Below are 23,864 nucleotides of genomic sequence, written 5' to 3' on the forward strand. Positions count from 1 at the left end.
AGTCTCTTTCCAATCGCCAGGAACTTGGCTCTTCTCTTAGCCCGCGTTGGGCGAAGCCCTTCCCGAAGGGTAGGCGGGCTTCGTCTGTATAGCCGCGATTTCCAAGAGACTGTTGGCGAATTGATGTAGGGTAAGACCCCACCCCCAAGTTTCCTCGTTCCCAGCTCAAGCTTGCAGGAGGAAAAACCGCGCAGATTGTGAGAGTCTCGCTCCACTCTTAGCCCGCGTTGGGCGAAGCCCTTCCCGCAGGGTAGGCGGGCTTCGTCTGTATAGCCGCGATTTTCAATCGCCAGGAACTTGGCCAACTAGCCAGAGGTCTAACCCCTCACGAATTCGCCAACAGCTTCTTTCCAATCGCCAGGAACTAGGCTAATCGCCGACGAACTAGCTTGATAGTCTAACCCCCCGTTAATTCGCCAACAGCTTCTTTCCAATCGCCTGGAAATTAACAAAGTAGCAAACCTCAATCCCTCACACCGGCGGCAATTCCAGCGGAATCGCCCCCAGCAAACCCTTGCGAAAATCAGTCAGCAACTGGCGCGACGCCCGCTCCACATCTCCCTGATATTTCAAGCGAGCCACACCCTGCACGTACTCCTCACCCGTCATCGAGATCGCGTCTAATTCATAGCGCGACTTTAACATATCTAGCGACACCACCCCCTCACTCGTCGCCTCCAAATAAGTCAGAAAATCCACCAGCTCAGCAGCCACCAAATAATTGTCGTAAGACGCCTCGCCAATATCGTCACAAATCGCCAACTTAATCGCATCTTCCTGACTGTCAATCTTCACCGGAATCACCCCCGGCGCATCCAGCAACTCAATCTCCTCAGAAATCCGCACCCAGCGCAACTGGCGCGTCACACCGGCACGCGCCGCACTCTCCACGACGCGCCGGTTCAGCAGCCGGTTAATCAGAGCCGATTTCCCCACATTGGGAAAGCCAATCGCCACCGCACGCACCGCCCTCGGCAACATCCCCCGCTCGCTCCGCTTGCGGTTCACCGCCACACCGGCAGCTTGAGCCGCCTTCGCCACCGCCTTGACACCTTGACCGTTTTGTGCGTTGGTGAAAAACGGCGTTTCTCCCTGCGCCCGGAACCACTCCTCCCAGCGCTGGCGTGCCGGTGGGGAAATCATATCGAGCCGGTTGACCACCAGCACCCGAGTTTTCCCGCCCACCCACTGGGGCACTTGCGGGTGGTGCGTGGCCAGAGGAATGCGGGCATCCCGGACCTCCAGCACCACATCCACGAGTTTTAACTGTTCCTTGAGCGCCTTCTCAGCCTTAGCAATATGGCCTGGATACCACTGAATGGTCATGGGTAACACCAATTTTGGATTTTCCCCTCGTTCCCTCGTTCCCAGGCTCTGCCTGGGAATGCTCTGCGGGAGGCTCTGCCTCCCGAACCCCTCGTAACCCCTCGTAACCCCTCGTTCCCCTCGTTTCCTGGCTCCCTGGCTCCCCTCCCCCAGGCACGAGGCAATGGCGTTCCCACTTAAACGACGCAGACGAGGCAGAGCCTCTGGAATGGCGTTCCCAGGCGGAGCCTGGGAACGAGAATATAACAGCCGAGGAACGAGAAACAGGACTAAGGGACAACCAGCACTGGACACGGAGACAGGTTGATCACCCGAACGGTAACGCTTTCAGCGGCTCCTTCCTCAGTCAGCCCCATTCCCCGGAAGCCCATGATAATTAAATCTGCGCCAATTTCGTCCGCCACATCACAGATTGTAAACGCCGGCTTGCCTTCGCGCTCAATGGATTGGGCCTCTATCCCCTGCTGGGCAAACATCTTTTGGGCGCTCTTGAGCAGTTCCGCAATCGCTTCTGGGGAGCTCATCGGCTCCGCCGGCGGCGCTGCCTCCCCAGCCCCCGGCACTTGCACCACAGACAGCAGCACCAGGCGGCTGCCATAGGTTTTGACCACGTTGACAACCGTATCAGCGGCTTCGCGGGACTCTCGGCTTTGATCTATCGGAAAAAGAACAGTCTTAAACATAACACCCCTATCCAGGACACACTCTTCGATAAAATGTTCTCGGCGAACCACCCGGTAGATTTCGTTATCACCGTCCAGTTTGGGCCTTGCATCAGGGCAGAAGTGGGAGCGACCGTTAGCGCACTGTTTGGGTGGAAATCAGACGATTTGACGCAATTAGGAGGTTTATCCGTGCCCAAGAAAACTGTAGCAAATTTGTCGGCATCCGATTTGGCCGGCAAGCGCGTGCTGGTGCGTGCCGACTTCAACGTGCCGCTCGACGAGGCCGGCAATATTACCGATGATACCCGCATCCGGGCGGCTCTGCCGACTATCCAGGATTTAACCGGCAAGGGAGCCAAAGTCATCCTGTGCAGCCACTTCGGACGTCCCAAAGGCGTAGACGACAAGCTGCGCCTGACGCCGGTGGCCAAGCGCCTTTCCGAATTGCTGGGCCAAGAAGTCATCAAGTGCGACGACTGCATCGGCGAGGAAGTGGCCAGTAAAGTCGGTGCCATGCAAGATGGCCAAGTCGCCTTGCTGGAAAACGTCCGCTTCTACAAAGAAGAAGAAAAGAACGACCCCGAATTCGCCCAAAAACTGGCCTCCGTTGCCGACTTGTACGTCAACGACGCCTTTGGCACCGCTCACCGCGCCCACGCTTCCACCGAAGGCGTCACCCACTACCTGAAGCCCTCCGTCGCCGGCTACCTGATCGAAAAAGAGCTGCAGTACCTGCAAGCTGCCATTGAGAACCCCCAGCGCCCCCTGGCTGCCATCATCGGCGGTTCCAAGGTGTCCAGCAAAATTGGCGTCATTGAAACCCTGCTGGAGAAGTGCGACAAGCTGCTGATTGGCGGCGGCATGATCTTCACCTTCTACAAAGCTCGCGGGCTGAGCGTCGGCAAGTCTCTCGTCGAAGAGGACAAGCTGGAACTCGCCAAAACCCTGGAAGCCAAAGCCAAAGAGCGGGGCGTCGCATTCCTCTTGCCCACCGATGTCGTCGTTGCCGACAAGTTCGCGCCGGATGCCGAAGCTCAGACTGTGAGCATTGAAAGCATCCCCGACGGCTGGATGGGCTTGGATATTGGCCCCGACTCCGTGAAGGTGTTCCAAGAAGCCCTGGCCGATTGCAAAGCCGTAATCTGGAACGGGCCGATGGGCGTGTTCGAGTTCGACAAGTTTGCGGTTGGCACCGAAGCGATCGCCCGCACCCTGGCGGATCTCACCCCGAAGGGCACCACCACCATCATCGGCGGTGGCGACTCCGTGGCGGCTGTGGAAAAGGTGGGCTTAGCTGACAAAATGAGCCACATCTCCACCGGCGGCGGTGCGAGCTTGGAGCTGCTGGAAGGCAAAGTCCTGCCTGGAATTGCCGCCCTCGACGAAGCCTAATTCCGTGACAGCCGGAGCCTGGTTCCAGATATTATCTGCCTTGTGCGGATATCTTTTGTAAACCCGTTCGTGCTGATTCTTGCCAGAAGTAGGGTGCGTTCCCCAGAGCGGAACGCACCCTACAAGTTGCTAAGAAACACTCATATTATTTAGGGATTGAGAAACCCCGGCGCTTGTAGGGGCGTGCCACCCACAAAGACCGCCCCTTGCGGGTTTATCAGCCGCCATTCACTCAACTGAGAGCCGCGCTCTCACCGGCAGCCTCACTTCATAGCAGTTCTTTCTTTGAATTTTCTCAGCAATTTATTATTGCTAATAAGGATAATCTGGCGGGTCAACTTGCCGCCCCCGAATGCGCGGGGGCAGAAACTCAGAGCGCCCTTTCGGAGGCATCGGGTGCCCGGAGTTGAAGGGCTGAATCACTTGCACTGTGCGGGGGGAGCGCTGCTGCTGCCAGATCAAAACGAATACCGCCGCCAGAATAATGCCAACAATAATTGTTAGCACCATACCGGCCAGCGCCCAAACTATCCCCAAAACCATTTGATTTGCCGGCTGCTGAGCGGGAGCAGGTGCCGGCACTGGGTTGCTCTTGACGCTGAGGGCATTTTCTTTCAGCTGCGCCGTCAGAGCCTCAATCTGCCGCTGCTGGCTCTGCATGATATCTTTCAGCTGCGCCATATCATTGCGCTGATCTTCGAGCCGGTCTTTCAGCCGCTCCACATCCAGCCGCTGCTCCGGATTGCAGGCAGTGGCAGCCGGTGTGGCAGCCGGTGGCGGCGGCAAAGACGTACTTGCAGAGGGCAGAGCCGGCGGCGCGGGGGGCAGCGCGGAATTGGGCAGATAAGATGGATCTAAATTCAATCCTCCCTTGAGCAAGACAAGAGCCGCAAGCCCAGTGAAGGCAGCTCCGGCCAAAAATGCTATACTATCACTCATCGACCTTGCCTTTGAACCACGACTTGACCACATTCAACTGACGCACTGCGACTCTCATCACTTTAACCCTACTGCAGGTTAACAGTTCAGCGGAGCCGCCGGCATCTTTTGCCAGTGTCTGACCGGCATCCCCTTTTTATAGGATATCGGGTAAATTGTCATTAAAAAAACTCACCCCCTCACCGCCGGCACTCATGGGAGAGACGAGAAACAATCCAATCTTTTTCTTACTTTCCCTCTCCGCTTCTGGGAGGGGGGTGGGGTGGCGAGGGGCAAAAAAAGTTTGATTAATAAACCGGACATGATATTACAGCAATGTTATGGGAACCGGATACATCGCGTCTTGTGCGGCTGCCGGTGGCGGGCCAATTGCGCCTGCCGCCAGGGAGCGGACCGCCGGTAGGGCACTATCCCAACTACAAACTAGGGCTAAAGTAGGGGCGGGTTTACCAGCATCTGAACTGAGCAGCAGAGTTCTTGGATAAACCCGCCCCTACTAGGGCTAAAGTAGGGGCGAGTTTACCAGCATCTGAACTGAGCAGCAGAGTTCTTGGATAAACCCGCCCCTAGGAACTTTTGGGCATTAGCCCAACTGCAAACTTTGGGCATTAGCCCAACTACAAACGGTCGGTTGTGGCTTCCCCAACCGAGGCGCTGCCAACTTCTTTGGTGATGAAAGCGGCAAGCTCCACCGCCAGTGACCGGTTGGCAAAGGCAGCCACCTCAATATACGCCCTGTCCTCCCCCCCCTGCCTGACCGAGGCATTCGGGCAATAGGACAGAATCTGAACGTACTTCTCCTTGCTGTACTCAACCAAAACCGGATACCGCGCTGTTGCCCCACCCGGATCGGGATTGCTGCAGGAGCGGCGGGGGCTGCCGGCTGCCGGTGGGCCCACTTTGGCGCGACCGGCAGCGCCGGCGATTGAATCCGCGAACGCCTGAGCCTGGAATCGATTGGCAAAAGAAGCAACCTGGATAAAGGTTTCGCTCGCCTCTCCCCCGAACACAATAAAGGTGTCGCGACAGTACCCCGACTGCACCCGCTTCAGGGTGTCAGGGCTGTACTCCACCAAAACCGGATACCAAGTGCCAGCCCCACCGCCCTCTGGCTCTTGACACAATTTTCGCGGGAAATACTCGCTCAAGCTAATCTCCAGTTTGTACTGGCTCTGGCTCACTCCCTTGACAGGGCGGACCTGAATCGAGTAATCTCCAGATGCGAACAGCCCCCCTTTCCAGCTTTGCGCCGGCACCTTTGGGTCGTTAATCGGTTGCGAGTTGGGGTTGAGTACCGTCACCGACACCCCCGTGCCGGTAGCTGAAGCGCTTAACTGCTGCCCGAAAAGCCCAGAAATGCTGTAGGTGCGGGTTTCGTTTGCTCTCACACTCCCCTCAACGGCGGCTGTTTGGTTGGGCGCTAGATCCACCGGCTCAGGAGGGGCGAGCCCTAGGCGACTGGAGGTTGCCAATGGTGACGGCTTTCCTGGATTGAAAACTAGGTTCAGCACCCCCCAACTGCCAGCGCCAACCGCCAAAACCAGACCGGCGGTGATTGCAAACGCCCAAGAAATAGGCCAGTTGGGGCGATTCAGAACCGGCTGCCGGCCTTTGGGGGTTGGGACTTTCAGCCTCCGCTGCTCTGGGAGCGCTTGTTTTGCCGGCACATCGCCAGCGGAAGTCCTGTCACTGAGCATCCGGTTGAGAATCTCAGCAAATTTAGGACTGACCGGCGCTATTTGCTGCCAGTCTCCAACCTTTCCGCTGCTGTCGGTCAGATCAGCGGCGTTTTTGCCGGTGAGCAGGACAATCGCTGTCAGCGCTAGGGAATAGAGATCGCTGTTGGGGGAGGCAGCGCCAGAAGGGGCAAGCAAGTCCTGTTGCGGTTTGCCGGCGGCTGTCTGGGAGGACGCCAGTTCCTTTTCTGCAGCGAGTTCGATCAGCACCGGCAGCCCCGTCTGACTCCTAGATCCTTCACTGTGCTGTGCCGGCAAGATAATATTCTCTGGCAAGATATTTCCGTGGGCGATCCCCATTTCGTGGAGGAAGTTCAGCACCGGCAGCACTTTTTGCAGCAATTGCAGCACTTCTGCTTCCGAGAGAGCGCCGCCGGCTGCTGTGCGCAGGGAAAGCAGACTGCGATAGCTTGTGCCCTCAACGTAGTCCCGCACTAAAAACAGGTGTCCATCTTCCTCAAACGTCGTGCGGTACTGGGGAATTTGCGGGTGTTCGATGCGGTAGAGGTGAGAGGCTCGCTCTCGCAATTGCTCGCCAGACACGGGGGAGCCGGTCGCGCCCTTTGGCTTCAATTCCTTGAGAACGCACAGCGCGTTCGAGCGTTCTTGGTCTTTGGCCAGATAGGTGCGGCCCGACTCCCCCTGACCCAAAAGGTCAATCAAATAGTAGCGGTTTTGCAAAACAGTCCCGAGGGGAAGGGGTAGCGGCATGGCAACTCAGCTGACTCTGGCGTGAAATGTGCGTAAAAGGGAACCGGATCGAGTCTAATCCAAATTTCTGTCCCTTATGGCACTGAATCCAAAATTCTCAGCAGCTCGGGGCGGAGCCTTGCCGGCGGGGATTGCCGGCGCGCAGGGGCGGGAAACCCGCTCGAAGAATTTTTGCATTTAATTTGCTCTATTCCTCTCTCTGCCCCGTTCCCTTGCCGGCAGTGAACCTCCCTTATCGCAGCCATTCAACGCTGCTATCGAGGATCTGCCCCCTTACTAACACAAGCAGATTAAGAGCATAACATTCCTATGTCGGCAGAGCGCTTGAAATGTCGCTCGACCGGCCCCTGTTTTTGTAAAGATTTATTAAAACGCCCGGAATATCATCCGCAATTTCACGCAAGAGCCCCGCTCGTGAGAGTTTTTGGGCGGCACCGGCATGGGGGGCTGCCGGCGGTAGCGCGCTCGCAGGGAGGCGATAAATCGCGCCTGAGAGCTGAGTTATAAAGAAAAGATGAAGGCACAAGAAACCGGGTTTTTGAAAGAAACCCGGTTTCTCTACCGGTTTATGGCTCCCTGCCGGCTTAACAATTATAACAGTATTCACTTAGTTTCTGACAGTAAAACAGGGGGGACGCCTGTCCTACGCCTTTTATCCCGAGGCCACTGATGTCCTAAGCGGCTACCGGTAAGGAGACTGCCCCCGTTTCTGGCTTCTTCACTTTTATTGACAAACACTCTTTTATCTCATGGCGTTGAACTGCCACAATTCAGCAGCCCATGCCCCATGCCCCATGCCCCATACCCTATGGCAGAGATATTATGGCTGTTCAACCTGACGTGATATTAAAGCTCTTGTAGAGACGACCCAGCAGATTTTTTAATCTTTCCGTTCAGTGAGGAAAGCGGCGGAGCGTAACCGCCTTCAGAGTTTCTCACACTGGCTCTGCGGGCCTGCCTTTCAGCTTCAGATTCTGCTGGGAACGGCAGAATGGGATTTTGATATTTGGCAGATGCGCCGCTGGGAATTGGGAGTTGTTTTTCCGGCAGGTTCAAGTCTTTGCTCTCGCGCCACAGCGTCAACTTTCCCTCGCTTTCCACAATCAGGCACAGAATATCTGATCTGAGATATTTATTGCAAGTTGCGAGCGCCTCTTGCCGGTCTTGTTGCGAAAAAGATTGACCTTTTGTAAAGATTGTGTTATTGAACGCCATTTGGGATGCTGCCTGGAAGGCAAACCCCTGAAGCTCTAATTCTTCGACACGCAGCACTAGCACAACTTTCTCCCCCCGCTTATACGTATTTTACCAAGATTTTACAATGCTAGCTCACATTTCGCTGAGTGTTCTCCGTGAGAATGCGGAAGTGTCAGAGTTCGTATTTTTACGCAGAGGCCGAGGTCGCTGTGCTGAGGCATGGCCCGATGGGCGTGGGGCGTGGGGCATTGAGGATAGGGCATGGGGCATGGGGCGTGGGGCTGACGCGCATGGGGTAAAACAATCAATCCCCAATCTATAGCGGTTTTCAGTTGGATGAAGTAGATGCCAGAAACCCGGTTTCTTAAAGAAACCGGGTTTCTCAGTACCTCACTTTCGATGAAAACCGCTATAAAATCCCCAATTCAAAATCCGGGCATCCAAAATCCGGGCATCCCCCAATGCCCAGAGCCCAATGCCCAGCGCCCAATGCTTCATGCCCAGTGCTTCATGCCAGGTGCCCAGTGCCCAAAATCACTTCGCCTGAACACTGAGCTCGAAAGCAACCGGCTCACTGTCTTCCGCGACGACCACAAATTCGTAGTAACCCGATTCAGGCAGCCGGCCTGACCAGCTGACCTGTTTTGAATCTTCCAGCAGCGACGCTTTTTTACCGCTAGGGGGATACACCGACAGGCGCATCGCCCCACCGGCATCCAGCTTCACCTGCAGCAATTGATCTTTGGCTAGCTCAGCAATATAAGCTTTCCCGTCACCGGGCGAGATCCTGCCTCTGACAGAGGTGCCGGTGGCACCCGGGGCAAATTTAATCACCTCCAGCGCCGCTCCGCTTTTCACGGCTTCGACTCGTTCGGCTGCGATCGCTTGCCAGACCTGACCGACCGGCAGGTCCAGCAAATTCTCTTCTTGTTTGAACTCTGGGAAAAGGCGGAAGAACTGGGCGTCTGTTAGGTCATTTAAAGAGCGGCTGCTCAGGTGCAGCCTGTTGATTTCCAGCTTCTGGCGGGCGATATCCTCTTTACTGTAGCTGCCCAATTTCTGGCGTGCCGGTGCGCTGAGAGTCGCCAGCTTCTGGAGCGACTCTGCGGCGGCGCTGTCCCACCGCTCCCGCCAGCCGGCGTCTGCGGGGTCATCGCTGAGGGTGCGTCCCCGCTGGTCGGGGTATTTGGCGTAATAAACATCATCCACTAGGGTGACATAAAAGTTGAAATCAACACCCAGCGATCGCCTGCGCTCTCGCAAGGCTTCTTTGCGCTGCCGCTCCTCAGGTGAGAATTTTCCGTTTATTTCCTCATGGCTATTTCCGCCGTGTGGGGGCCACATTTTCCCGACGAGCAAGCCGACGCCACCCATGCCGGCAATTATCAGGAACATTAGCAGAAAGTTCACCCACTGGGATGACCGGCGGCGAGGTTGCGGCGGTGCGGGTACAGCTGTGGGAGGTGCCGGTGAGACCGCTTGTGCCGTTTGGGTTGTGCCGGCAGGCGGCTGAGAGGTTGGTGCCGGAGGTGGGACAGGGGCGAGAGCGGGAGCCGGCGGACTGCCAGAATGGCGAGACGCAACATTTTGCAGCTCTGCGAGCGCCGCGCCGGCAGACGGGTAGCGATCGCCCGGGCGGTGCGCCAGCATTCTATTGAGAACAGCGCTGAAAGCTGGGCTGAGACTGATATACTGGTGCCAGTTCCAAGTCAGGGCGTGGCTGTCTCTGAGTTCTTGCGGCGGCTTGCCGGTGAGCAGCACTAAAGCGGTGACAGCCAGCGCGTACAAATCGCTGTGCGGGTAGACTAACCCGATTTGCATCTGCTCGTCTGGGGCGTATCCCGCTTTGCCCACCCGCGTTCCCGGAGTGGGGGGATTGCCGGCACCGCTGAATTCAGACTCCACCTCTACTTCAATTTCCTTGACGCCGCCGAAGTCGATCAGCACCGGCAGGCTGTCGGAGGTGCGCAGCATCAAGTTGTCTGGGGAGATATCTCGGTGAATCACGCCGAGAGAGTGGATGTATTCGAGCACCGGCAGAAGTTGCAGCAGCAGCTGAATTACTTCCTCTTCGCTGAAGGGCAGATTTTTCAGCCGGCGGTTTGCCGAAAGAGAGCGGTAGGTTTCCCCTTCCACGAAGTCCTGCACCAAGAACAGGTGCCCCTCGCTGTTGATATTGGCGCGAAACATTTCTCGGAAGCGGGGGATTTGCCGGTGTTGCAGTTTGTAGAGAACACCGGCTTCCCGCTCAAAGAGTTCTTTGCCTTTTTGCAGGGCGTAGGTGCCTCGCACTTGGGGGGCGAATTCTTTGAGAACGCAGCGTTCCTCAAAACGGTTGATATCTTCTGCTAGGTAGGCTCGCCCAAAGCCGCCCTGTCCGAGTTGGCGCACAATGCGGTAGCGTTCGCCCAAGAGCGTTCCCGGAGAGACACTGACGGCAACTGGAGAGCGCCCTCCCGCCGGGGGGGAGGGCACCGGCAGCGGTTCGCCGCACTGCTGGCAAAAGCGGTTGCCGGTGGGGTTTTCGTGTCCTTTGCTGCAATAGACGGGCTTCATTGGCGTCAGACGCTCCCAGGAGGGTTTACTTTTGGTATAGCAAATCTGTGGAGGGGTTGTGGGGGCGGGCTGGGATTTGTATGGATTTTTTAAGATTTAGAACTGAGACAGAAACCGGGTTTACTGCCCGGCACCCTTGACTATCAGTGCTGAGGGTGACACCAGAAATCGGGCTTATTTCACTTTTCAAAAAATGTGATATAATCTGTTTATTATCCCAAATTTCAATGGCAAATCGATATGAACTACAGCACGCCTGAAGAATTCATCAAAGCAGCAGACATCGAGTTCGAGCGCGGGGATTGGAATGGAGCCTGGAAGATAGCGACTGAAGGGTTGCAGCACTTCCCCGATCATGCGGAACTCCAGAAGTACGCGCACATTTTGGCTCCCCCGAAGGTGACAGTTGTGAACCGAGGCGGACATCCAGAACTCCGGGCTGATCGCGAATGGCTAAAGCAGAACCGAGCTGAATATCGGGGGCGATGGGTGGCAATAAAGAACGGCCAGCTGTTGGCCGTTGGGAACAGCCACGATGAAGTTCTCGCGCAGGTTGGCCCTATCAAAAATACTGGCATACTGGTGACTGCAATTTACTAATGACACTGCTTTTTTTTGCCAACGGGGAAACTTTTGCTTCCGGCGCATTAGGTTACCAATACGCGCCTGCGACTGAAACAGAAACGACGAATCGGATCTTATTTCGGATATAAATTGAAGGAATCCCGACTCGGGCTGTACTGGATACGGGTGCGCCCTATGTAATCTGTGCGCCAAAAATTGCTAGAGACGCTGGCGTCGATCCCGCCTCGGCACTGGAAAGAAAGACGATGTTGATTCGAGGGATGCGGCTGTCCGGGTTTGTTGTTCGTCTGAACATAAGGTTAAAAGCCGAAGAAGGAGAGGATTTGGATGTGGACTCTACTGTTTTTGTTCCAGATTCAGAGGTATTGTGGGGTAACTTTCCGTCTTTTATCGGTTTGACGGGATTTCTGGAAAGAATCCGGTTTGCCCTCGACCCGAATACGGATACGTTTTATTTCGGTTCGCTCTGAACTAAAGGTTCGTAGTTGGGCTTTAGCCCAAGGTTCGTAGTTGGGCTTTAGCCCAAAGTTCGTAGTTGGGCTTTAGTCCAAAGTTCGTAGGGGCGGGTTTATTAACATCTGAACTTCGCAGAGACATTTTGGGTGAACCCGCCCCTACTTCAGCCCAAAGTTTGTAGTTGGGCTTTAGCCCCACAGTTTATAGTAGCGTAAGGGTTGCTGCTTCCGAGGATCTTGGGCGCAGGCGCGGGTGTCGGAAGTGCCGGTGGGGGGAAGGATATTGGCCTTTGCAAGAGAAAGCGCCGCCTTTGAAATATAATTGGCTTGCAGCTAGAATAAAATCATGGAAGCACAACCCAGGGAGATTCGCAGTTACGTTACAGCAGATGGCAGAATTCCTTTCTCAGAGTGGTTGGATTCCCTGCGGGACAGGAAGGCACAAGTTAAGATTGATGCGAGGATCAGGCGAGTCAAGGACGGCAATTTGGGAGACTGTCGTTCAGTCGGTGAAGGAGTTTTTGAATTGAGGATTGATTCTGGACCGGGCTACCGAGTATATTTTGGACAAGCAGGGGCAACCATTGTGCTTCTCCTCTGTGGCGGGGATAAAAGCACTCAAGACCGAGACATTACCCAGGCTAAGTTATACTGGGCAGATTATAGGAGTTAAAACAATGGCTAAAAGTGTGAGCTACGACGAATCTCTGATCGCGCGTCTCAAAGACCCGGAATATGCTGCCGGCTACCTTGATGCTATATTAGAAGAAAAAGACCCTGAACCTGAATTGCTGAAACACGCACTGCAGGATGTAGCGGAGGCGCTGGGAGAATTGAAAATATCAAAGGAGCGAGCTAAACTGCACTTGGAGAAATTAGAGCATATCCTTTCGGTGGGAGGGAGTGCTGAGATTTACAAGCTGGGAGTTTGGCTGAATGAGCTGGGATTGAAGCTGACTGTTACTGTGAGTTCAGATAAGCCGGTGTAGGGAAAGTGGGCGCTCTATCTTGCGGGGGAGTGGAGGGGTTTTCGCACTTCTCACTTCCTGCAGTTCTAATGTCACTAGGGGCGCGTGGGGAGTATAATATAACCCAAGTTGCTACCTACAAGTCTAAACATCCAGATATCCCCAAACGGGGCGGAAGGGCCCGCCCCTACTTTGGGGGGCTTTGAGTATTTCCCCCCCCTTTTTAAGGGGGGGCTAGGGGGGGACCTCACCTAACTCACTGGTAAGTAGCAACTTGGGTTAATATATTTGCCGCGAAAAGTCAATGTCATCCCCTGTGCCGGTTGGGGCATTTGGGGGGAGAAGGGGTGAGCATGGATTGCTTCCGCAAGCGAGTTTTGCCCAGTCGCTGCGAGTGACGCAAATCCTGAGAAATAGCTGGCAACCTCGAATGTTTAAGGGCGCTGCACATTGAAAGGATAATTGCAACTTTTTACACTCACAAAATATCACCTCGCACGCCCCCTCCCCGAAGCGCGGGGAGGGGGTTGGGGGTGGGGGAAAACAAAGTTTGTAGTTGGGCTAAAGCCCAAGTTTGTAGTTGGGCTTTAACCCAAAAGGTTCGTAGTTGGGCTAAAGCCCAAAAGGTTCGTAGTTGGGCTAAAGCCCCACAGTTTATAGTAGCGTAAGCGTTGCTGCTTCCGAGGATCTTGGGCGCAGGCGCGGGTGTGGGAAGTGCCGGTGGGGGGGAATGATATTGGCCTAACTTCCCGTTTGTTACGATTTGTATGAAATTTAGTAATGAGAGCGTGATTTTACGAAAAACAAAATATAATAGGAGCAAGTTTAATTAGGCTTTGGGACGTGCCAATACGCACGGAGATGGCCAAAGTTGATTGATGCAAAGGAAGTTCGCCTTCACACTTCGGCTGCTCCCTGTTGGTAGCGTCCTTTTTTACCAGTTTGATATCTCGGAGTCACTATGAAAACGCTCAAAGCTTTTCAAATCGGCATCGCACTAGCGGCTTCCCTCGCTCTGGAACTGCCTACCTCTCAGTCAGCCAAGGCTGCATCTGTAAGTTCCCTCACGGATTGGAGCGTCAACGGCGCAAGTAGCGTACTCGGAGATTCGCTCACTGATAGTGGGACAAATCACCCGACGCTATTGAGTCGGAAGTGCCGGAAAAATGACGAGGGAGAAGAGGATTGTCCGCGCCGTCGCAGCGGGGAAGCTCGCGACACCAACAACCCCGGACAAACCGAGGAGGCGGATTTCAATTTGGCCACAACTGTGTGAGTTGAGTTTCGCTCGATTGAGTCACCGCCACTGGTTTGAGTGCGCGTCTCAGTTGCATTGCCGGCAGTTTTACGGACACTGTTCGTGCTAATTACATGCCGGTGCGAGCGCACCTCACGATATAGCAAAGCCACAGGTTTGACCAAAACCCCCTCAAAAGGATTCTACTTTTGAGGGGATTTAAAATCAACGAGGACACTTACCGCAGCTGCCTAGGGGAGAGAATACGATTCAGCTGCTCCGTAGTTGACGTTCCAGCCGTTGTCTCTGGCAGCAGCGATCGTCAGTACACTCAGGGGGGTTCTACTATCTTTACTAGCACAAGTGTTGAATCTTAACAATTCGACATAAAAAAAGCGCCCAAAACGTGCTATGATTTGGGCTACTGTCAAATCAATCCTGTTAATAACCTGTGCTCAACTCATTCTCTAAGATTGTCCAAAATCGTTTGGCTTCTTTGCCTAAAAATGATTATCCTGTCCTTAACACCCGCTTGTTTATGTCCATATGGTTGAGCTATGCAATGGATAAAAGCTTGACCAGTATGAGAGATATATTCAAGCGACTAAATGGAACTGGCTATGAGCTAGATATTTCAACTTTCTCCAAAGCTAATGCGTCCAGAAGTCAAGAGCCATTTCTGAGACTTTATCAACAACTTAATGAGGAAATTTGCCGTCAAAAAAGCCTTCAAAAATATGAGCTGTGTCCTATTGATTCAACTGTCATTACTCTAACGAGTAAATTGCTATGGCTGCAAGAATACTACCAAGTCAAGCTTGTTAGCTCCTTAAATTTAACCACAGGAGTTCCAGAAGAAAACTTAATAAATTTTGGATACGACTCTGACTACAGATATGGAAAAGAGATGTTAGCTAGTTTGCCCCCAAACGGTGTAGGGGTAATGGATCGGGGCTTTTCTAGTTTAAAATTTTTACGGCTCCCCCAGCCGTCAAACAGTATTTTGTCTTGCGCATACCTAACAACTACAAACTTCAATTTTCTGAAAATAAGGGGCAGTTTCTAGTTGGGACAGGCAAGGACTCAGGAATATATAGAGTTGTTAACTTTTGCGATCTTGAAAAGCGTGCTGAGTATAGATTGGCCACCAATTTGGAGCGGGCCGAAGTCTCCGATGAAGAGCTTATGGAAATCTACAAATATAGGTGGCACATAGAGTTGCTATGGAAGTTTCTTAAAATGCACCTTAAGTTGGATAAGCTGATTACTAAAAATGTAAATGGTATAGCTATACAAATTTATGTTTCGCTGATAGCTTACCTGATATTAAAGATAGTAGATATTCCTAAAGAATGGGGGACTACGCTACTAGATAAACTCCGCTATCTTCAATGTTGTATGTGTCAAGAAATCAGCTATGTCCACTGGATAGAACGACTTCTCTCTGGCTAAGCATTTTTACTCAGGGCAGGATAAATGTAAGCTAAAATGTAAAGTTTTGTGACAGAATTCAACACTTGTGCTTTACTAGGAGTCATTAGCTCCGTATCAAAGACGCTTTCCGCCCAGTGAGAGAAGTCAGAACCCGGGCTGTTCGTACTCGTTTCAATGGGCACGGGAATCCCGTCGATATTGGTCGAGCCTGTACGCAGGGCAAGCTGCTCTCCATAAGCAAAGCCGGCGGAAGTATTGGGCCTGTAAGTTGTGCCTTTAACCTCGGGGAAAAATTGCCGCCCATCGTTCAAGAAGTTATATTGGCCGACCAGCCCAAAGACATGACCGAATTCATGAACCATCGTATCCCGTAATTCCTCTGGAGTTGGAAAAATTTCGTTAAACAACCGGTCATTTATGTTGATGGCAGAACTGCCAAAAACCGGGAGAGATATGCCCTTAACATCGGATATGAAAACGTCTCCTCTGATAGGATCTTTTAGGATAAAATCTGTATCCTGTTTGGGATCTGCTATCCTGCGTATAAAGGGGCCGGCGTTAGCTAGTGTGGCGCTCCCTTGAGCATTATAACCTCCTAAATTTGCTCCAAAGATATCGATGGTTAAAGTGTGGCTGCCCCTAAAACTGCTGTGACTAATCACTCTCTCCCAGGTCCGGGCAGCCTGCTGCAATGCATTGCGGAAATCCGGCCTGGCGTTAAAGAAATCTGCTCCTTCCCGGAAGTTGAACTTAATCGAAAACGCTTGAGGGTCGCTAGCAGCGGGCGTGAAATTCGTCGCTACATTGTAACCAGTCGTTTGTTGGTAGGGGCTGTTGACTTCGAGAAAATAAGTTCCCGGCTGGAGGAAAGCGCGGATCGACTCGTTGCTAGCGTTACGATTTGGCAGCCAGCCAAGCACCTCAATCTCATCATCATCGATGAATTTATTGCCGTTGCGGTCTTCCACCCGATCGACCTGCCCGTTATTATTGAAATCTCGAATCAGCCGGACATCTGCATCGCCAGTCAGACCGGTCAGGTCTGCTGTGAAGATGCCAGACTGACCGACTGTAAAACTAAAGAAGTCCCTTTGATCGCTGGCACTTACCTGGTCACTCTTTGAGAAGACCGGTGAACTTTGAGCTAGCGCAGTTCCTAGAGTGTTGCCTGGTTCTGTCGGTGTCGGTGCCGGTGTGGGTGTGGGTGCCGGTGTGGGTGCCGGTGCCGGTGCCGGTGCCGGCGTGGGTGCCGGTGCCGGTGTGGGTGCCGGTGTGGGTGTGGCTTCAGGGGTTGCTAACAAGGTCAGAGTGTAGTTTGTATCTCCCTCAAACTGCAACACCCGAGCAAAATAAGTTCCCGCCGCCAAGCTGAGTTTCGCAATCTCCTCTGACAAGGTTCCCTGGGATTCGGAGAAAGCAATTACCTCATCGTCTTCATCCACACCATTGCCGTTGCGATCTTGAATCACCTCCACATCAGCATCAGCGCTCAATCCACTCAGAACAAGGCTTAAATTACTAGCTCCAGAAACGGTGAAGCGATATAAATCATCTCGGTCAACAGCTCCCACAAAGTCATTGAAGGTTTGGGGGATGCTGAGGGGGCCAATGTCACGCGCCTGCGGCAGGGTGTTGCCGGCACCGTCGGGCGGGATTACAGAGGGCGTTGCTGACAAACTGAGATTGTAATCGGTATCCCCACTGAACTGAAGAACCCGGACAAAGTAGCTTCCCGCCCCTAGACCTCTGCTATTAATCGACTCTGAACTGCTTCCCTCCGTTGCCGAGAAATCAATCACTTCACCATCATCTACCACTCCATTGCCGTTCTTGTCTTGAATCAATTCCAGATCGGCATCGGCGCTCAACCTGTCGAGGGACAGGTTTATGTCACTGATTCCGGCGAGGGTGAAGCGGTAGAAATCGTCTGTATCAGCATTCCCTACGAAATCGCTGAAGTTTTGGGGACTGCTCAGGGTGCCAATATCACGCGCCGCACTCAGGGTGTTGCCGGCACTGTCGGGTCGAGTCGTGAAGGGAGTCGCTGTAACGCTCAGATTGTAGTTCGTCTCGCCTTCAAACTGCAACACCCGCACAAAGTAAGTACCTGCAGACAAAGCGGTAAAGTCGATCGCCTCTGAAGCCGCACCCGGTTGAGCGGAGGCAGCAAGCGCCTCGCTGTAGTCCACAGTTTCATCAAACTGATTGTTGCCGTTGACATCCTGAATGAGCTGCACATCAGCATCAGCACTCAGACCTTCAAGAACTAGCCTTATGTCACTGGTGGCGTCGATAGTGAACCGGTAAAAGTCGTTCGGGTCGGGATTGCCTACGAAGTCAGCAAAAGTTTGAGTGCCACTCAGCCGGCCCATGTCACGCGCCGCGCTTAGCGTGTTCCCAGCACCGTCTGGCGGGATATTAGCAAAAGGCGTTGCCGACAGGTTCAGGGTGTAGTTCGTATTCCCCTGAAACTGCAAAACCCGCACAAAGTATGCGCCCGGATCTAGAAGGATGTTCTGAATCGCCTCTGAACTGGCACCCCCCAGCTCAGAAAAAACAATTACCTCATCGTCTTCATCAATGCCGTTGCCGTTCCTGTCCTGAATCAGTTCCAGATCGGCATCGGCGCTCAATCCGCCCAGCGACGCACTGAAGCTGCTAGTTGCGCTGACACTGAAGCGGTAGAGATCGTCCCGGTCAATGTCTCCCACGAAGTCATTAAACGTTTGCTTCCCACTGAGGATACCAATATCGCGTGCTTGAGGCAGCCTGTTACCGGCACCGTCTGGCGGGATTGCCGCAGGCGTCGCCGACAAGCTCAGGTTGTAGGTGGTGTTGCCGGCAAACTGCTGCACCGCGACCAGGTATTTGCCCGAATTCACAAGAACGTCTATTGCTTCTGGACTGGTATCCGCCGCTGTAGAAGACCCGATCAGCTCATCAACGTCTTCATCAATAACACCATTGCCGTCGGTGTCCTGATAGAGGTACAAATCTGCATCCGCGCTCAGGTTATTCAGCCCCAAAATGACTTGGCTGAACTGGTCAACGCTGAAGCGGTAAACATCAATCGGTTCCGAATCCCCGACAAATCCGCTCACGGTGCGAGTGCCTTTCGAGATGTCCAGATCGCCATCGCCACCCGCACCCGGACCGTTTAGCCCAAAAATATCTAAGAACTGAGGTAATTTCGGGTCATTCAGAAATGCGCTATCAACCATAACTTAATCTCCTGTTTGAAATCAACCTAGCGAATTTCTGGCCATCTAAAAGCTGAATGTGGTTCTGATTGTCCCAACAAAGACATCATCATTATCCCCATCTTGATTCGGAGCCGTCAACCAGATCACCCCCGGAGTAATCGAAATATTGTCCGTCACCTGATACTTATAAAACGCCTCCACATGCAAAGGCAAGTCGTCCTTGAAGAATTGGCCAAACCCCTCCAAATTCGTCAAATAAGGTTGCACCCCCACCAGGACACCGGCGACATTCCCCTCCTTCCCCAAATCCGGAAAAGCCAAACCAATCGCCCCATTCCAAATGTCCCCCCTCACATCTGCGTCCCGCAAATCCACGCGAGTGTACCCAGCCCACCCATTCAACTGCACCCCCGAAGAAATTCGCCACGCCCATTGCAAACCCACCGAATCACTCGTCACCGGCTGCGTCGCACCCACCCGATTTGCCAGCGCCGTACCGGCAAAAGGCGCAGTCCCCGTTTCCAAATGACCGGCACCATTATCAAACCCAAACCTTCCCGGGCCAAAATAAGCGTGATTGTAAGTCACCGCCGCCCCAAATCGCTCACTCGGCGTCCAAGTAATCTGCCCCAAAGCCGCAAAATCGCCCTTAAAAAAGCCATTCCCCGCACTGGGACTGAACCCTTCAGCCGCCAGATAGCCGGCAGTCAACTCCAGCGCCTGACTCAATTTCAAACTCAGCCCAATTCCTTGCCCTCCCCCCAAACGGTAAATCGGGTTTCTCTGGGCAAATGTACTAATAGATCCATTCCCCCCGTCAAAGTTTTCAAAGTAGGGGTTCAGCGTGGGCGTAAAGTCCTCAAAAATGCCGGCATTGGCAGCTACGAAAACCCTTGCCCTGTCACCCAGCGGGAATTGATACTCCAGCGTGTCCAGGATAACCTGGTTGCCGGTATCCCCAAACACTTGATGCGTCTGGAACCCCTCAGACGTGCCGGTGGGAAAAGCTATCCCCTGGTTAATATTCGTGTGGTCTAAAGCAGTGCTGTTCCCCACCTGTAGCCGAGTGACCAGCAAGTCAGATCCCGTGAAACTCGTATTCAAATTCAGGCGCACCCTCTGCTGCAACACCGGCACGCTGCGGCTCCCACTCCCAATCCCATCCGTGGCGGCAAAAATCGCCTCACCCGTCAGCTTAGTCGTGGTGGAAAATTGGTTCGCTTCCAGTTCCGCCGTTCGCGCTTCTAGGACATCCGTGCGCCCTCGCAGCGTAGCCAGTTCCGCCTGAAATTCCTCCAGCAGCCGGTTCAGCGTTGCTAAATCTTGTTTGGTAGCCAAATTTGAAGTGTCAACCCTGCTAATCAGCTGAGTTATCCTCTCCAAACAGGCATTTAAACCGGCAGCAAACTCATATCGCGTCATCGCCCGATTCCCCCGGAATGTCCCATCCGGGTATCCCGCGATACACCCGTAGCGCTCCACCAGATTCTGCAGCGCCTGGAACGCCCAGTCTGTGGGCTGCACGTCAGACAGCTGCGAGACAGACGTCACTTGAGCCATTGGATCGCTGTCCGCACTTTCCCCTTCCAGGTCCGACACCGGCGCGGGGTTGCCGGTGTCTCCCGCACTGAGCTCCAGAGGCGAACTCACCTCCCTCACCGCTTCTCCTGCGGGCCCATCTACAGCCCTTTGCCCCTCCTGGGACATTGCATCCTCTGCAGCAACCGGCAGCGCAGAAACCAAAACCGCTGCACCCACAATTGCTGGACTTGTCAGCCAAGACATCCAGCCAGATTTGGCCATCTTTGCACTCCTCACCTCAAACCACAGTCTCCTTTAGCCTTTCCAATCCAGACTTGGCACCGGGATTGATAAGCTAAAGCTATCACACTATTACTATTGCATAATTTTTTTTTATAAATATTAAGAATTATTAATTATTTTCCGTCAGGACTGTAAACGGCGACAGGGAGAGGCCGCAAACATTTGCATGAGATAAATTCCGTTAAATTGCATTGCAATATTGAGGGCGGGGGCAGAGGTGTTCTCCCAGATAAGTGATTGCTGTGCGGCAAAAGCAGTCTCGGCCATTTAATAACTAATCAACCGGCACTCATCTGCACGACTTCCAACCCAAGGCGTAGGACAGGCGTCTCGCCTGTCCTTGGTGGGCCCTCAAGGCGCACGAACCGGCGGACAACCTGTCCCGAATTGGCCAAACCCAGGCGTCTGGGCACAGGCGAGACGCCTGTGTTACGCCATATATCCCTCCAGACGTAGGACAGGCGTCCCGCCTGTCCAAGGTGGGCACAGGCGCTCTGGCCTGTGGGACGCCATATATCCCTCAAGGTGCGCGAACCGGCGGACAACCTGTCCCGAATTGGCCAAACCCAGGCGTCTGGGCACAGGCGAGACGCCTGTGTTACGCCATATATCCCTCCAGACGTAGGACAGGCATCCCGCCTGTCCAAGGTGGGCACAGGCGAGACGCCTGTGCTACGCCATATTTTGGAATACCGCACCTATCTGCGCCGAATAAGCGCGACTGTCGAAAAAACTGGGGTTCTCCTGCATTCTTCGCACAATCCGCTCCCGCCAGTGCGATCGCAACTCCCGATTGCAACCCAGCGCCACACTCAACCGAATATACTCCTCTTCCCCACCGGCAATCAAATCAAACAGCCCCAGCGATCGCAGCAGCGCCGCTCCCTGTCTCGCCCGCAAACAATTCCCATCCATCACCACAACCGGCATCCCAACCTCTAGCGGATCGGCGGTGGAATTTGCACCGGCATACGGATAGGAATCCAGATAAACATCCGCCAGCCTCAACACCGCTTTCACCTGCGCGCGACTCGGCAAAGCCTGCAGCAAAATCAGCCGGCTGCTCCCCACCCCATACTTCTCCAGTATAGCACGCATCTTCCTCACAAAAGGCATCTTGCTATAAGAATTAGACCAAGTGGGGCTGAAGGGATACAGCACCAGCACAGAATCAGGCACCGCTGCTAGAATTTTCGCCCAAGTCTCCCTGACTTCTGGTATAATCTTCAGCAGATTTGCCCCGGAAATAAACGCCACCGCCCTCTCAGGAATCCCCAAGCTTTGCCTGTCAGGGTTAATCCCCGCCACCTCTGGCTGTATGCTATAATTGAAACAAAAACCAGTGCCATCAACTGTTACCAGCTTCTCGCGATAGTGCTCTTGCGCCCCCTGTGCCGGTTCAGTCAGACTCCCAGAAATATAGTAATCCATGTGGCGCATGCCGGTGGTGACAGGGGAGGCAAAATAGGTCGCCTGCACCCGCGCCAGCCGGTGCAGCGCCAGTAAAATGATATTTTGAGCCGCATTTGTCACAATTGAACCCACAAACAGGATATCCAAATCATCCCCCCGAATCATCTCCACTTGAGCGCGGAGGTCTTTCGGTAGCACAACCAGTTTGTCCGCCCGACTCTGGCAATATTTCTCCACCGGCTCACCCGTGACATTCAGGACATAGAGCACAATCTCAAATTTGTCTCTGTCCAGATGCTCGAACACCGGCACAGTCGTGAACGTCTCGGAAAGGGGAGCGAAATTCGCCTTGAGAACCCCCAGACGAATTTTAGTCCTGCCGGCAGGACGCTCCGCAAACACCCACTCAATCTGGTGCCCCCCAAGTTTCAATATCAATTCTAGCATATCCCCCCGCTGCGTGTAAATCTCCTTGAGGTTATTTGTGCTAAAATATAAAGGCACAAAGTTAACCGTATCCGCGAACAATAAGGCCACACGCCGCCAGACGGGGGAGTTGGGATTGCTGAGGAACCGGCTGTGAATCAAATCGACTAATCGCTGCATGTAGGTGCAGTAACGTTCCACCTCTCCCACCTCCTTAAAATAAGTTGGGAAGGAGAACATAAACGCCAGCAAGTCGCTGACTAACCACTGGGGGACAGAAATTCGATCGCACTGCAACGGCAATTCATCCGCACGCCGGTACAGCATTGCTGCCAGCAGGTACTGAATCGCCTGTGGCGCATCAAATCCTTTCGCCACTTGCGCCGCTAACTCACCGGCACATAACTCCTCGGCATAACTCAGCTGTTCATCCCTCACACCGCAAGTAACCAACATTTGATGGGCTTTTCCCGCATAACCCATCCAGGCATTTTTCAGATTATCCCCTGCAGTCGCCAGCCAAAAATCTGCCAGCTGTCGGCGTGCTTGTCGCAACTCATCTAGCGCGGATTCCGGCGAGGGATAACTCTGATATTTACTCGCGCAACCCGACACCCAACTGAGGAATTGCGGAGAATCTGGATTCAGACTAGCTTTAATTGTCTCGCGATGCAATAATAGAGACAGGCGCTCTAATTGCCAATCCTCCTGCTGCGGTAACTCCGGAGAAACTCCGCTCGGCAAGTCAGCCGCTCCCTCTAATTGACTCAGCAGCTCAAAATATTCGGGAGACGAGACATGTAGCAGTTGAATCAGCGGATGGCTCACCGGCAACCCTCTCAGAAGTTTTGGGTCATAGATAGAATTGAGCGTGTCTTTTATCTCTCTCTCATTCTCGCCACTGAATCTAACCGGCATCTTGAGTTTTCCCCTGACAAGCGCTAAAATTTTAGAGGGAGATTCCAGCCAAGCATTCAAACTCACCAGCAGACACTTGTGGGAGTGCCGGTGATAGAAATCAAGGACGTGCCGGTTGTAGAATTTCCACGCCCGCAAGGCGGAGTCAGGTCTTTCGTTGAAAAACGGGATGTTTAGCCGTAAAATAGAATCAGCCACATCCCAAGGAGATCGATAGACAAACAGGAAGCGGGCGTCAGGGACGATCTGATTCCAGAAGTCTAGCAGCAAACAGGTGCGGGGATCTTTCCACCCCCAAATCCCCGGAGAGTTTTGCCGGCATTCGACTAATCGCTCCGCCTGTTCCCTGTAGGTTTCTATCTGCTGCCGGTTCAGCCACTCACTTTCTGTCCACCCCCATTCCGGAAAGCCGATTTCCCCCGCGCGACAGCAAGCTTTTAGAATCGCGCCCTGCAATCCCACAAAATCAACATCTTCAAAGTAACCTTTGGGATTCCCATAGTTCCCTTGCAGGAGTTTGTCTCCCAAATCTATCCCAATCGCTTGCAAAAAGGCAGCTGTCAGGGACGTTCCCGAACGGTGCATGCCGGTGACAATCAGCACTGAGGGCTGGTTTTCTACTTCTGACATTAACTCACTCCCCACGCTTTGTGAGAAACCGACTTTCTTTTAGCAACCCGGTTTCTGGCTACATTCAGCCTTAACTGGCTAACAAGATAGCACAGTTTACCGCAATTGAATGTTAATTTTTGCAAATGTTGGGGGGAGCCGGTTCGGCCAAGCAGCCGAGTGCGGGGCTTGCGGAGTTGGGGAGCGGGGAAAAGGTAGGGCTCGCCACCCCAAAAAATAGAGACGCCACATTCATACCTTCCTACATCT

The 23,864-nt window shown here is 53.5% G+C and carries 16 protein-coding genes and 1 pseudogene; 7 read left to right on the forward strand and 10 right to left on the reverse strand.

Annotation, left to right across the window (positions count from 1 at the left end):
* Window positions 1-471: 471 nt before the first annotated feature.
* Both ylqF and OSC10802_RS0114055 read right to left on the reverse strand, forming a co-directional pair.
* Window positions 472-1,326 (reverse strand): ribosome biogenesis GTPase YlqF, encoded by an 855-nt coding sequence (ylqF, locus tag OSC10802_RS0114050; protein ID WP_017717403.1) that lies wholly within the window; start codon window positions 1,324-1,326, stop codon window positions 472-474.
* Window positions 1,327-1,595: 269 nt separating this feature from the next.
* Window positions 1,596-2,009, reverse strand: a complete 414-nt coding sequence (locus tag OSC10802_RS0114055; RefSeq protein WP_017717404.1) for a universal stress protein — start codon at window positions 2,007-2,009, stop codon at window positions 1,596-1,598.
* Window positions 2,010-2,180: 171 nt separating this feature from the next.
* Between OSC10802_RS0114055 and OSC10802_RS0114060 the strand changes: the two genes are divergently transcribed.
* Entirely contained in the window at window positions 2,181-3,383 is a 1,203-nt protein-coding gene (locus OSC10802_RS0114060; RefSeq protein ID WP_026098466.1) for a phosphoglycerate kinase, read from the forward strand.
* 312 nt (window positions 3,384-3,695) lie between these two features.
* Here OSC10802_RS0114060 and OSC10802_RS0114065 read toward each other — a convergent pair whose 3' ends face one another.
* The 4 genes from OSC10802_RS0114065 to OSC10802_RS0114095 all read right to left on the reverse strand — a co-directional run bounded on the left by OSC10802_RS0114065 (window position 3,696) and on the right by OSC10802_RS0114095 (window position 10,522).
* A complete protein-coding gene (locus OSC10802_RS0114065; protein WP_017717406.1) occupies window positions 3,696-4,322 on the reverse strand; it encodes a hypothetical protein in 627 nt (208 codons plus the stop codon).
* Window positions 4,323-4,939: 617 nt separating this feature from the next.
* The gene (locus OSC10802_RS0114070) at window positions 4,940-6,769 is read right to left on the reverse strand and encodes a serine/threonine protein kinase (protein WP_026098467.1); all 1,830 of its coding nucleotides are present in this window, start codon (window positions 6,767-6,769) and stop codon (window positions 4,940-4,942) included.
* Between the two features lie 846 nt (window positions 6,770-7,615).
* Window positions 7,616-8,047, reverse strand: a complete 432-nt coding sequence (locus tag OSC10802_RS0114085) for a hypothetical protein (protein WP_017717409.1) — start codon at window positions 8,045-8,047, stop codon at window positions 7,616-7,618.
* Between the two features lie 453 nt (window positions 8,048-8,500).
* Window positions 8,501-10,522, reverse strand: coding sequence for a serine/threonine-protein kinase (locus tag OSC10802_RS0114095; protein ID WP_017717411.1), 2,022 nt, complete (start codon window positions 10,520-10,522; stop codon window positions 8,501-8,503).
* Window positions 10,523-10,762: 240 nt separating this feature from the next.
* Here OSC10802_RS0114095 and OSC10802_RS0114100 point away from each other — a divergent pair, with 240 nt between their 5' ends.
* The 6 genes and pseudogenes from OSC10802_RS0114100 to OSC10802_RS40135 all read left to right on the forward strand — a co-directional run bounded on the left by OSC10802_RS0114100 (window position 10,763) and on the right by OSC10802_RS40135 (window position 15,219).
* Window positions 10,763-11,122 carry a hypothetical protein gene (locus OSC10802_RS0114100; RefSeq protein WP_017717412.1) on the forward strand — a complete coding sequence of 120 codons (360 nt, stop codon included), beginning with the start codon at window positions 10,763-10,765 and terminating at the stop codon, window positions 11,120-11,122.
* 122 nt (window positions 11,123-11,244) lie between these two features.
* Window positions 11,245-11,577, forward strand: coding sequence for a hypothetical protein (locus OSC10802_RS0114110; protein WP_369797119.1), 333 nt, complete (start codon window positions 11,245-11,247; stop codon window positions 11,575-11,577).
* 331 nt (window positions 11,578-11,908) lie between these two features.
* On the forward strand, window positions 11,909-12,235 hold the full coding sequence (locus tag OSC10802_RS0114115; protein WP_017717415.1) for a type II toxin-antitoxin system RelE/ParE family toxin: 327 nt from the start codon (window positions 11,909-11,911) through the stop codon (window positions 12,233-12,235).
* A gap of 4 nt (window positions 12,236-12,239) precedes the next feature.
* Entirely contained in the window at window positions 12,240-12,551 is a 312-nt protein-coding gene (locus OSC10802_RS40130) for a helix-turn-helix domain-containing transcriptional regulator (protein ID WP_017717416.1), read from the forward strand.
* Window positions 12,552-13,491: 940 nt separating this feature from the next.
* Window positions 13,492-13,806 carry a hypothetical protein gene (locus OSC10802_RS0114125; RefSeq protein WP_017717417.1) on the forward strand — a complete coding sequence of 105 codons (315 nt, stop codon included), beginning with the start codon at window positions 13,492-13,494 and terminating at the stop codon, window positions 13,804-13,806.
* A gap of 412 nt (window positions 13,807-14,218) precedes the next feature.
* Window positions 14,219-15,219: pseudogene (locus OSC10802_RS40135) on the forward strand (IS4 family transposase).
* Here OSC10802_RS40135 and OSC10802_RS47620 read toward each other — a convergent pair.
* The 4 genes from OSC10802_RS47620 to OSC10802_RS0114150 all read right to left on the reverse strand — a co-directional run bounded on the left by OSC10802_RS47620 (window position 15,216) and on the right by OSC10802_RS0114150 (window position 23,615).
* Window positions 15,216-18,422, reverse strand: a complete 3,207-nt coding sequence (locus OSC10802_RS47620; protein ID WP_017717419.1) for a PPC domain-containing protein — start codon at window positions 18,420-18,422, stop codon at window positions 15,216-15,218. The pseudogene OSC10802_RS40135 and the gene OSC10802_RS47620 overlap by 4 nt on opposite strands.
* 45 nt (window positions 18,423-18,467) lie before the next feature.
* A complete protein-coding gene (locus OSC10802_RS0114140; protein ID WP_017717420.1) occupies window positions 18,468-20,207 on the reverse strand; it encodes an iron uptake porin in 1,740 nt (579 codons plus the stop codon).
* Window positions 20,208-20,506: 299 nt separating this feature from the next.
* Complete coding sequence (locus OSC10802_RS49790) at window positions 20,507-20,884, reverse strand: hypothetical protein (RefSeq protein WP_155967734.1); 378 nt, start codon at window positions 20,882-20,884, stop codon at window positions 20,507-20,509.
* Window positions 20,885-20,900: 16 nt separating this feature from the next.
* Complete coding sequence (locus OSC10802_RS0114150; protein WP_017717422.1) at window positions 20,901-23,615, reverse strand: O-linked N-acetylglucosamine transferase family protein; 2,715 nt, start codon at window positions 23,613-23,615, stop codon at window positions 20,901-20,903.
* Window positions 23,616-23,864 lie beyond the last annotated feature (249 nt).

The sequence above is a fragment of the Kamptonema formosum PCC 10802 genome, from assembly GCF_000332335.1.
GTDB lineage: Bacteria > Cyanobacteriota > Cyanobacteriia > Cyanobacteriales > Oscillatoriaceae > Oscillatoria.

What these genes read in the sequence shown, in the direction of transcription:
- OSC10802_RS0114115 (WP_017717415.1), top strand. Translation starts at nt 11,909, where the DNA reads ATGGAAGCACAACCCAGGGAGATTCGCAGTTACGTTACAGCAGATGGC.
- OSC10802_RS0114095 (WP_017717411.1), bottom strand. Translation starts at nt 10,522, where the DNA reads ATGAAGCCCGTCTATTGCAGCAAAGGACACGAAAACCCCACCGGCAAC.
- OSC10802_RS47620 (WP_017717419.1), bottom strand. Translation starts at nt 18,422, where the DNA reads ATGGTTGATAGCGCATTTCTGAATGACCCGAAATTACCTCAGTTCTTA.
- OSC10802_RS40130 (WP_017717416.1), top strand. Translation starts at nt 12,240, where the DNA reads ATGGCTAAAAGTGTGAGCTACGACGAATCTCTGATCGCGCGTCTCAAA.
- OSC10802_RS0114150 (WP_017717422.1), bottom strand. Translation starts at nt 23,615, where the DNA reads ATGTCAGAAGTAGAAAACCAGCCCTCAGTGCTGATTGTCACCGGCATG.
- OSC10802_RS0114100 (WP_017717412.1), top strand. Translation starts at nt 10,763, where the DNA reads ATGAACTACAGCACGCCTGAAGAATTCATCAAAGCAGCAGACATCGAG.
- OSC10802_RS0114055 (WP_017717404.1), bottom strand. Translation starts at nt 2,009, where the DNA reads ATGTTTAAGACTGTTCTTTTTCCGATAGATCAAAGCCGAGAGTCCCGC.
- ylqF (WP_017717403.1), bottom strand. Translation starts at nt 1,326, where the DNA reads ATGACCATTCAGTGGTATCCAGGCCATATTGCTAAGGCTGAGAAGGCG.
- OSC10802_RS0114065 (WP_017717406.1), bottom strand. Translation starts at nt 4,322, where the DNA reads ATGAGTGATAGTATAGCATTTTTGGCCGGAGCTGCCTTCACTGGGCTT.
- OSC10802_RS0114125 (WP_017717417.1), top strand. Translation starts at nt 13,492, where the DNA reads ATGAAAACGCTCAAAGCTTTTCAAATCGGCATCGCACTAGCGGCTTCC.
- OSC10802_RS0114140 (WP_017717420.1), bottom strand. Translation starts at nt 20,207, where the DNA reads ATGGCCAAATCTGGCTGGATGTCTTGGCTGACAAGTCCAGCAATTGTG.
- OSC10802_RS0114070 (WP_026098467.1), bottom strand. Translation starts at nt 6,769, where the DNA reads ATGCCGCTACCCCTTCCCCTCGGGACTGTTTTGCAAAACCGCTACTAT.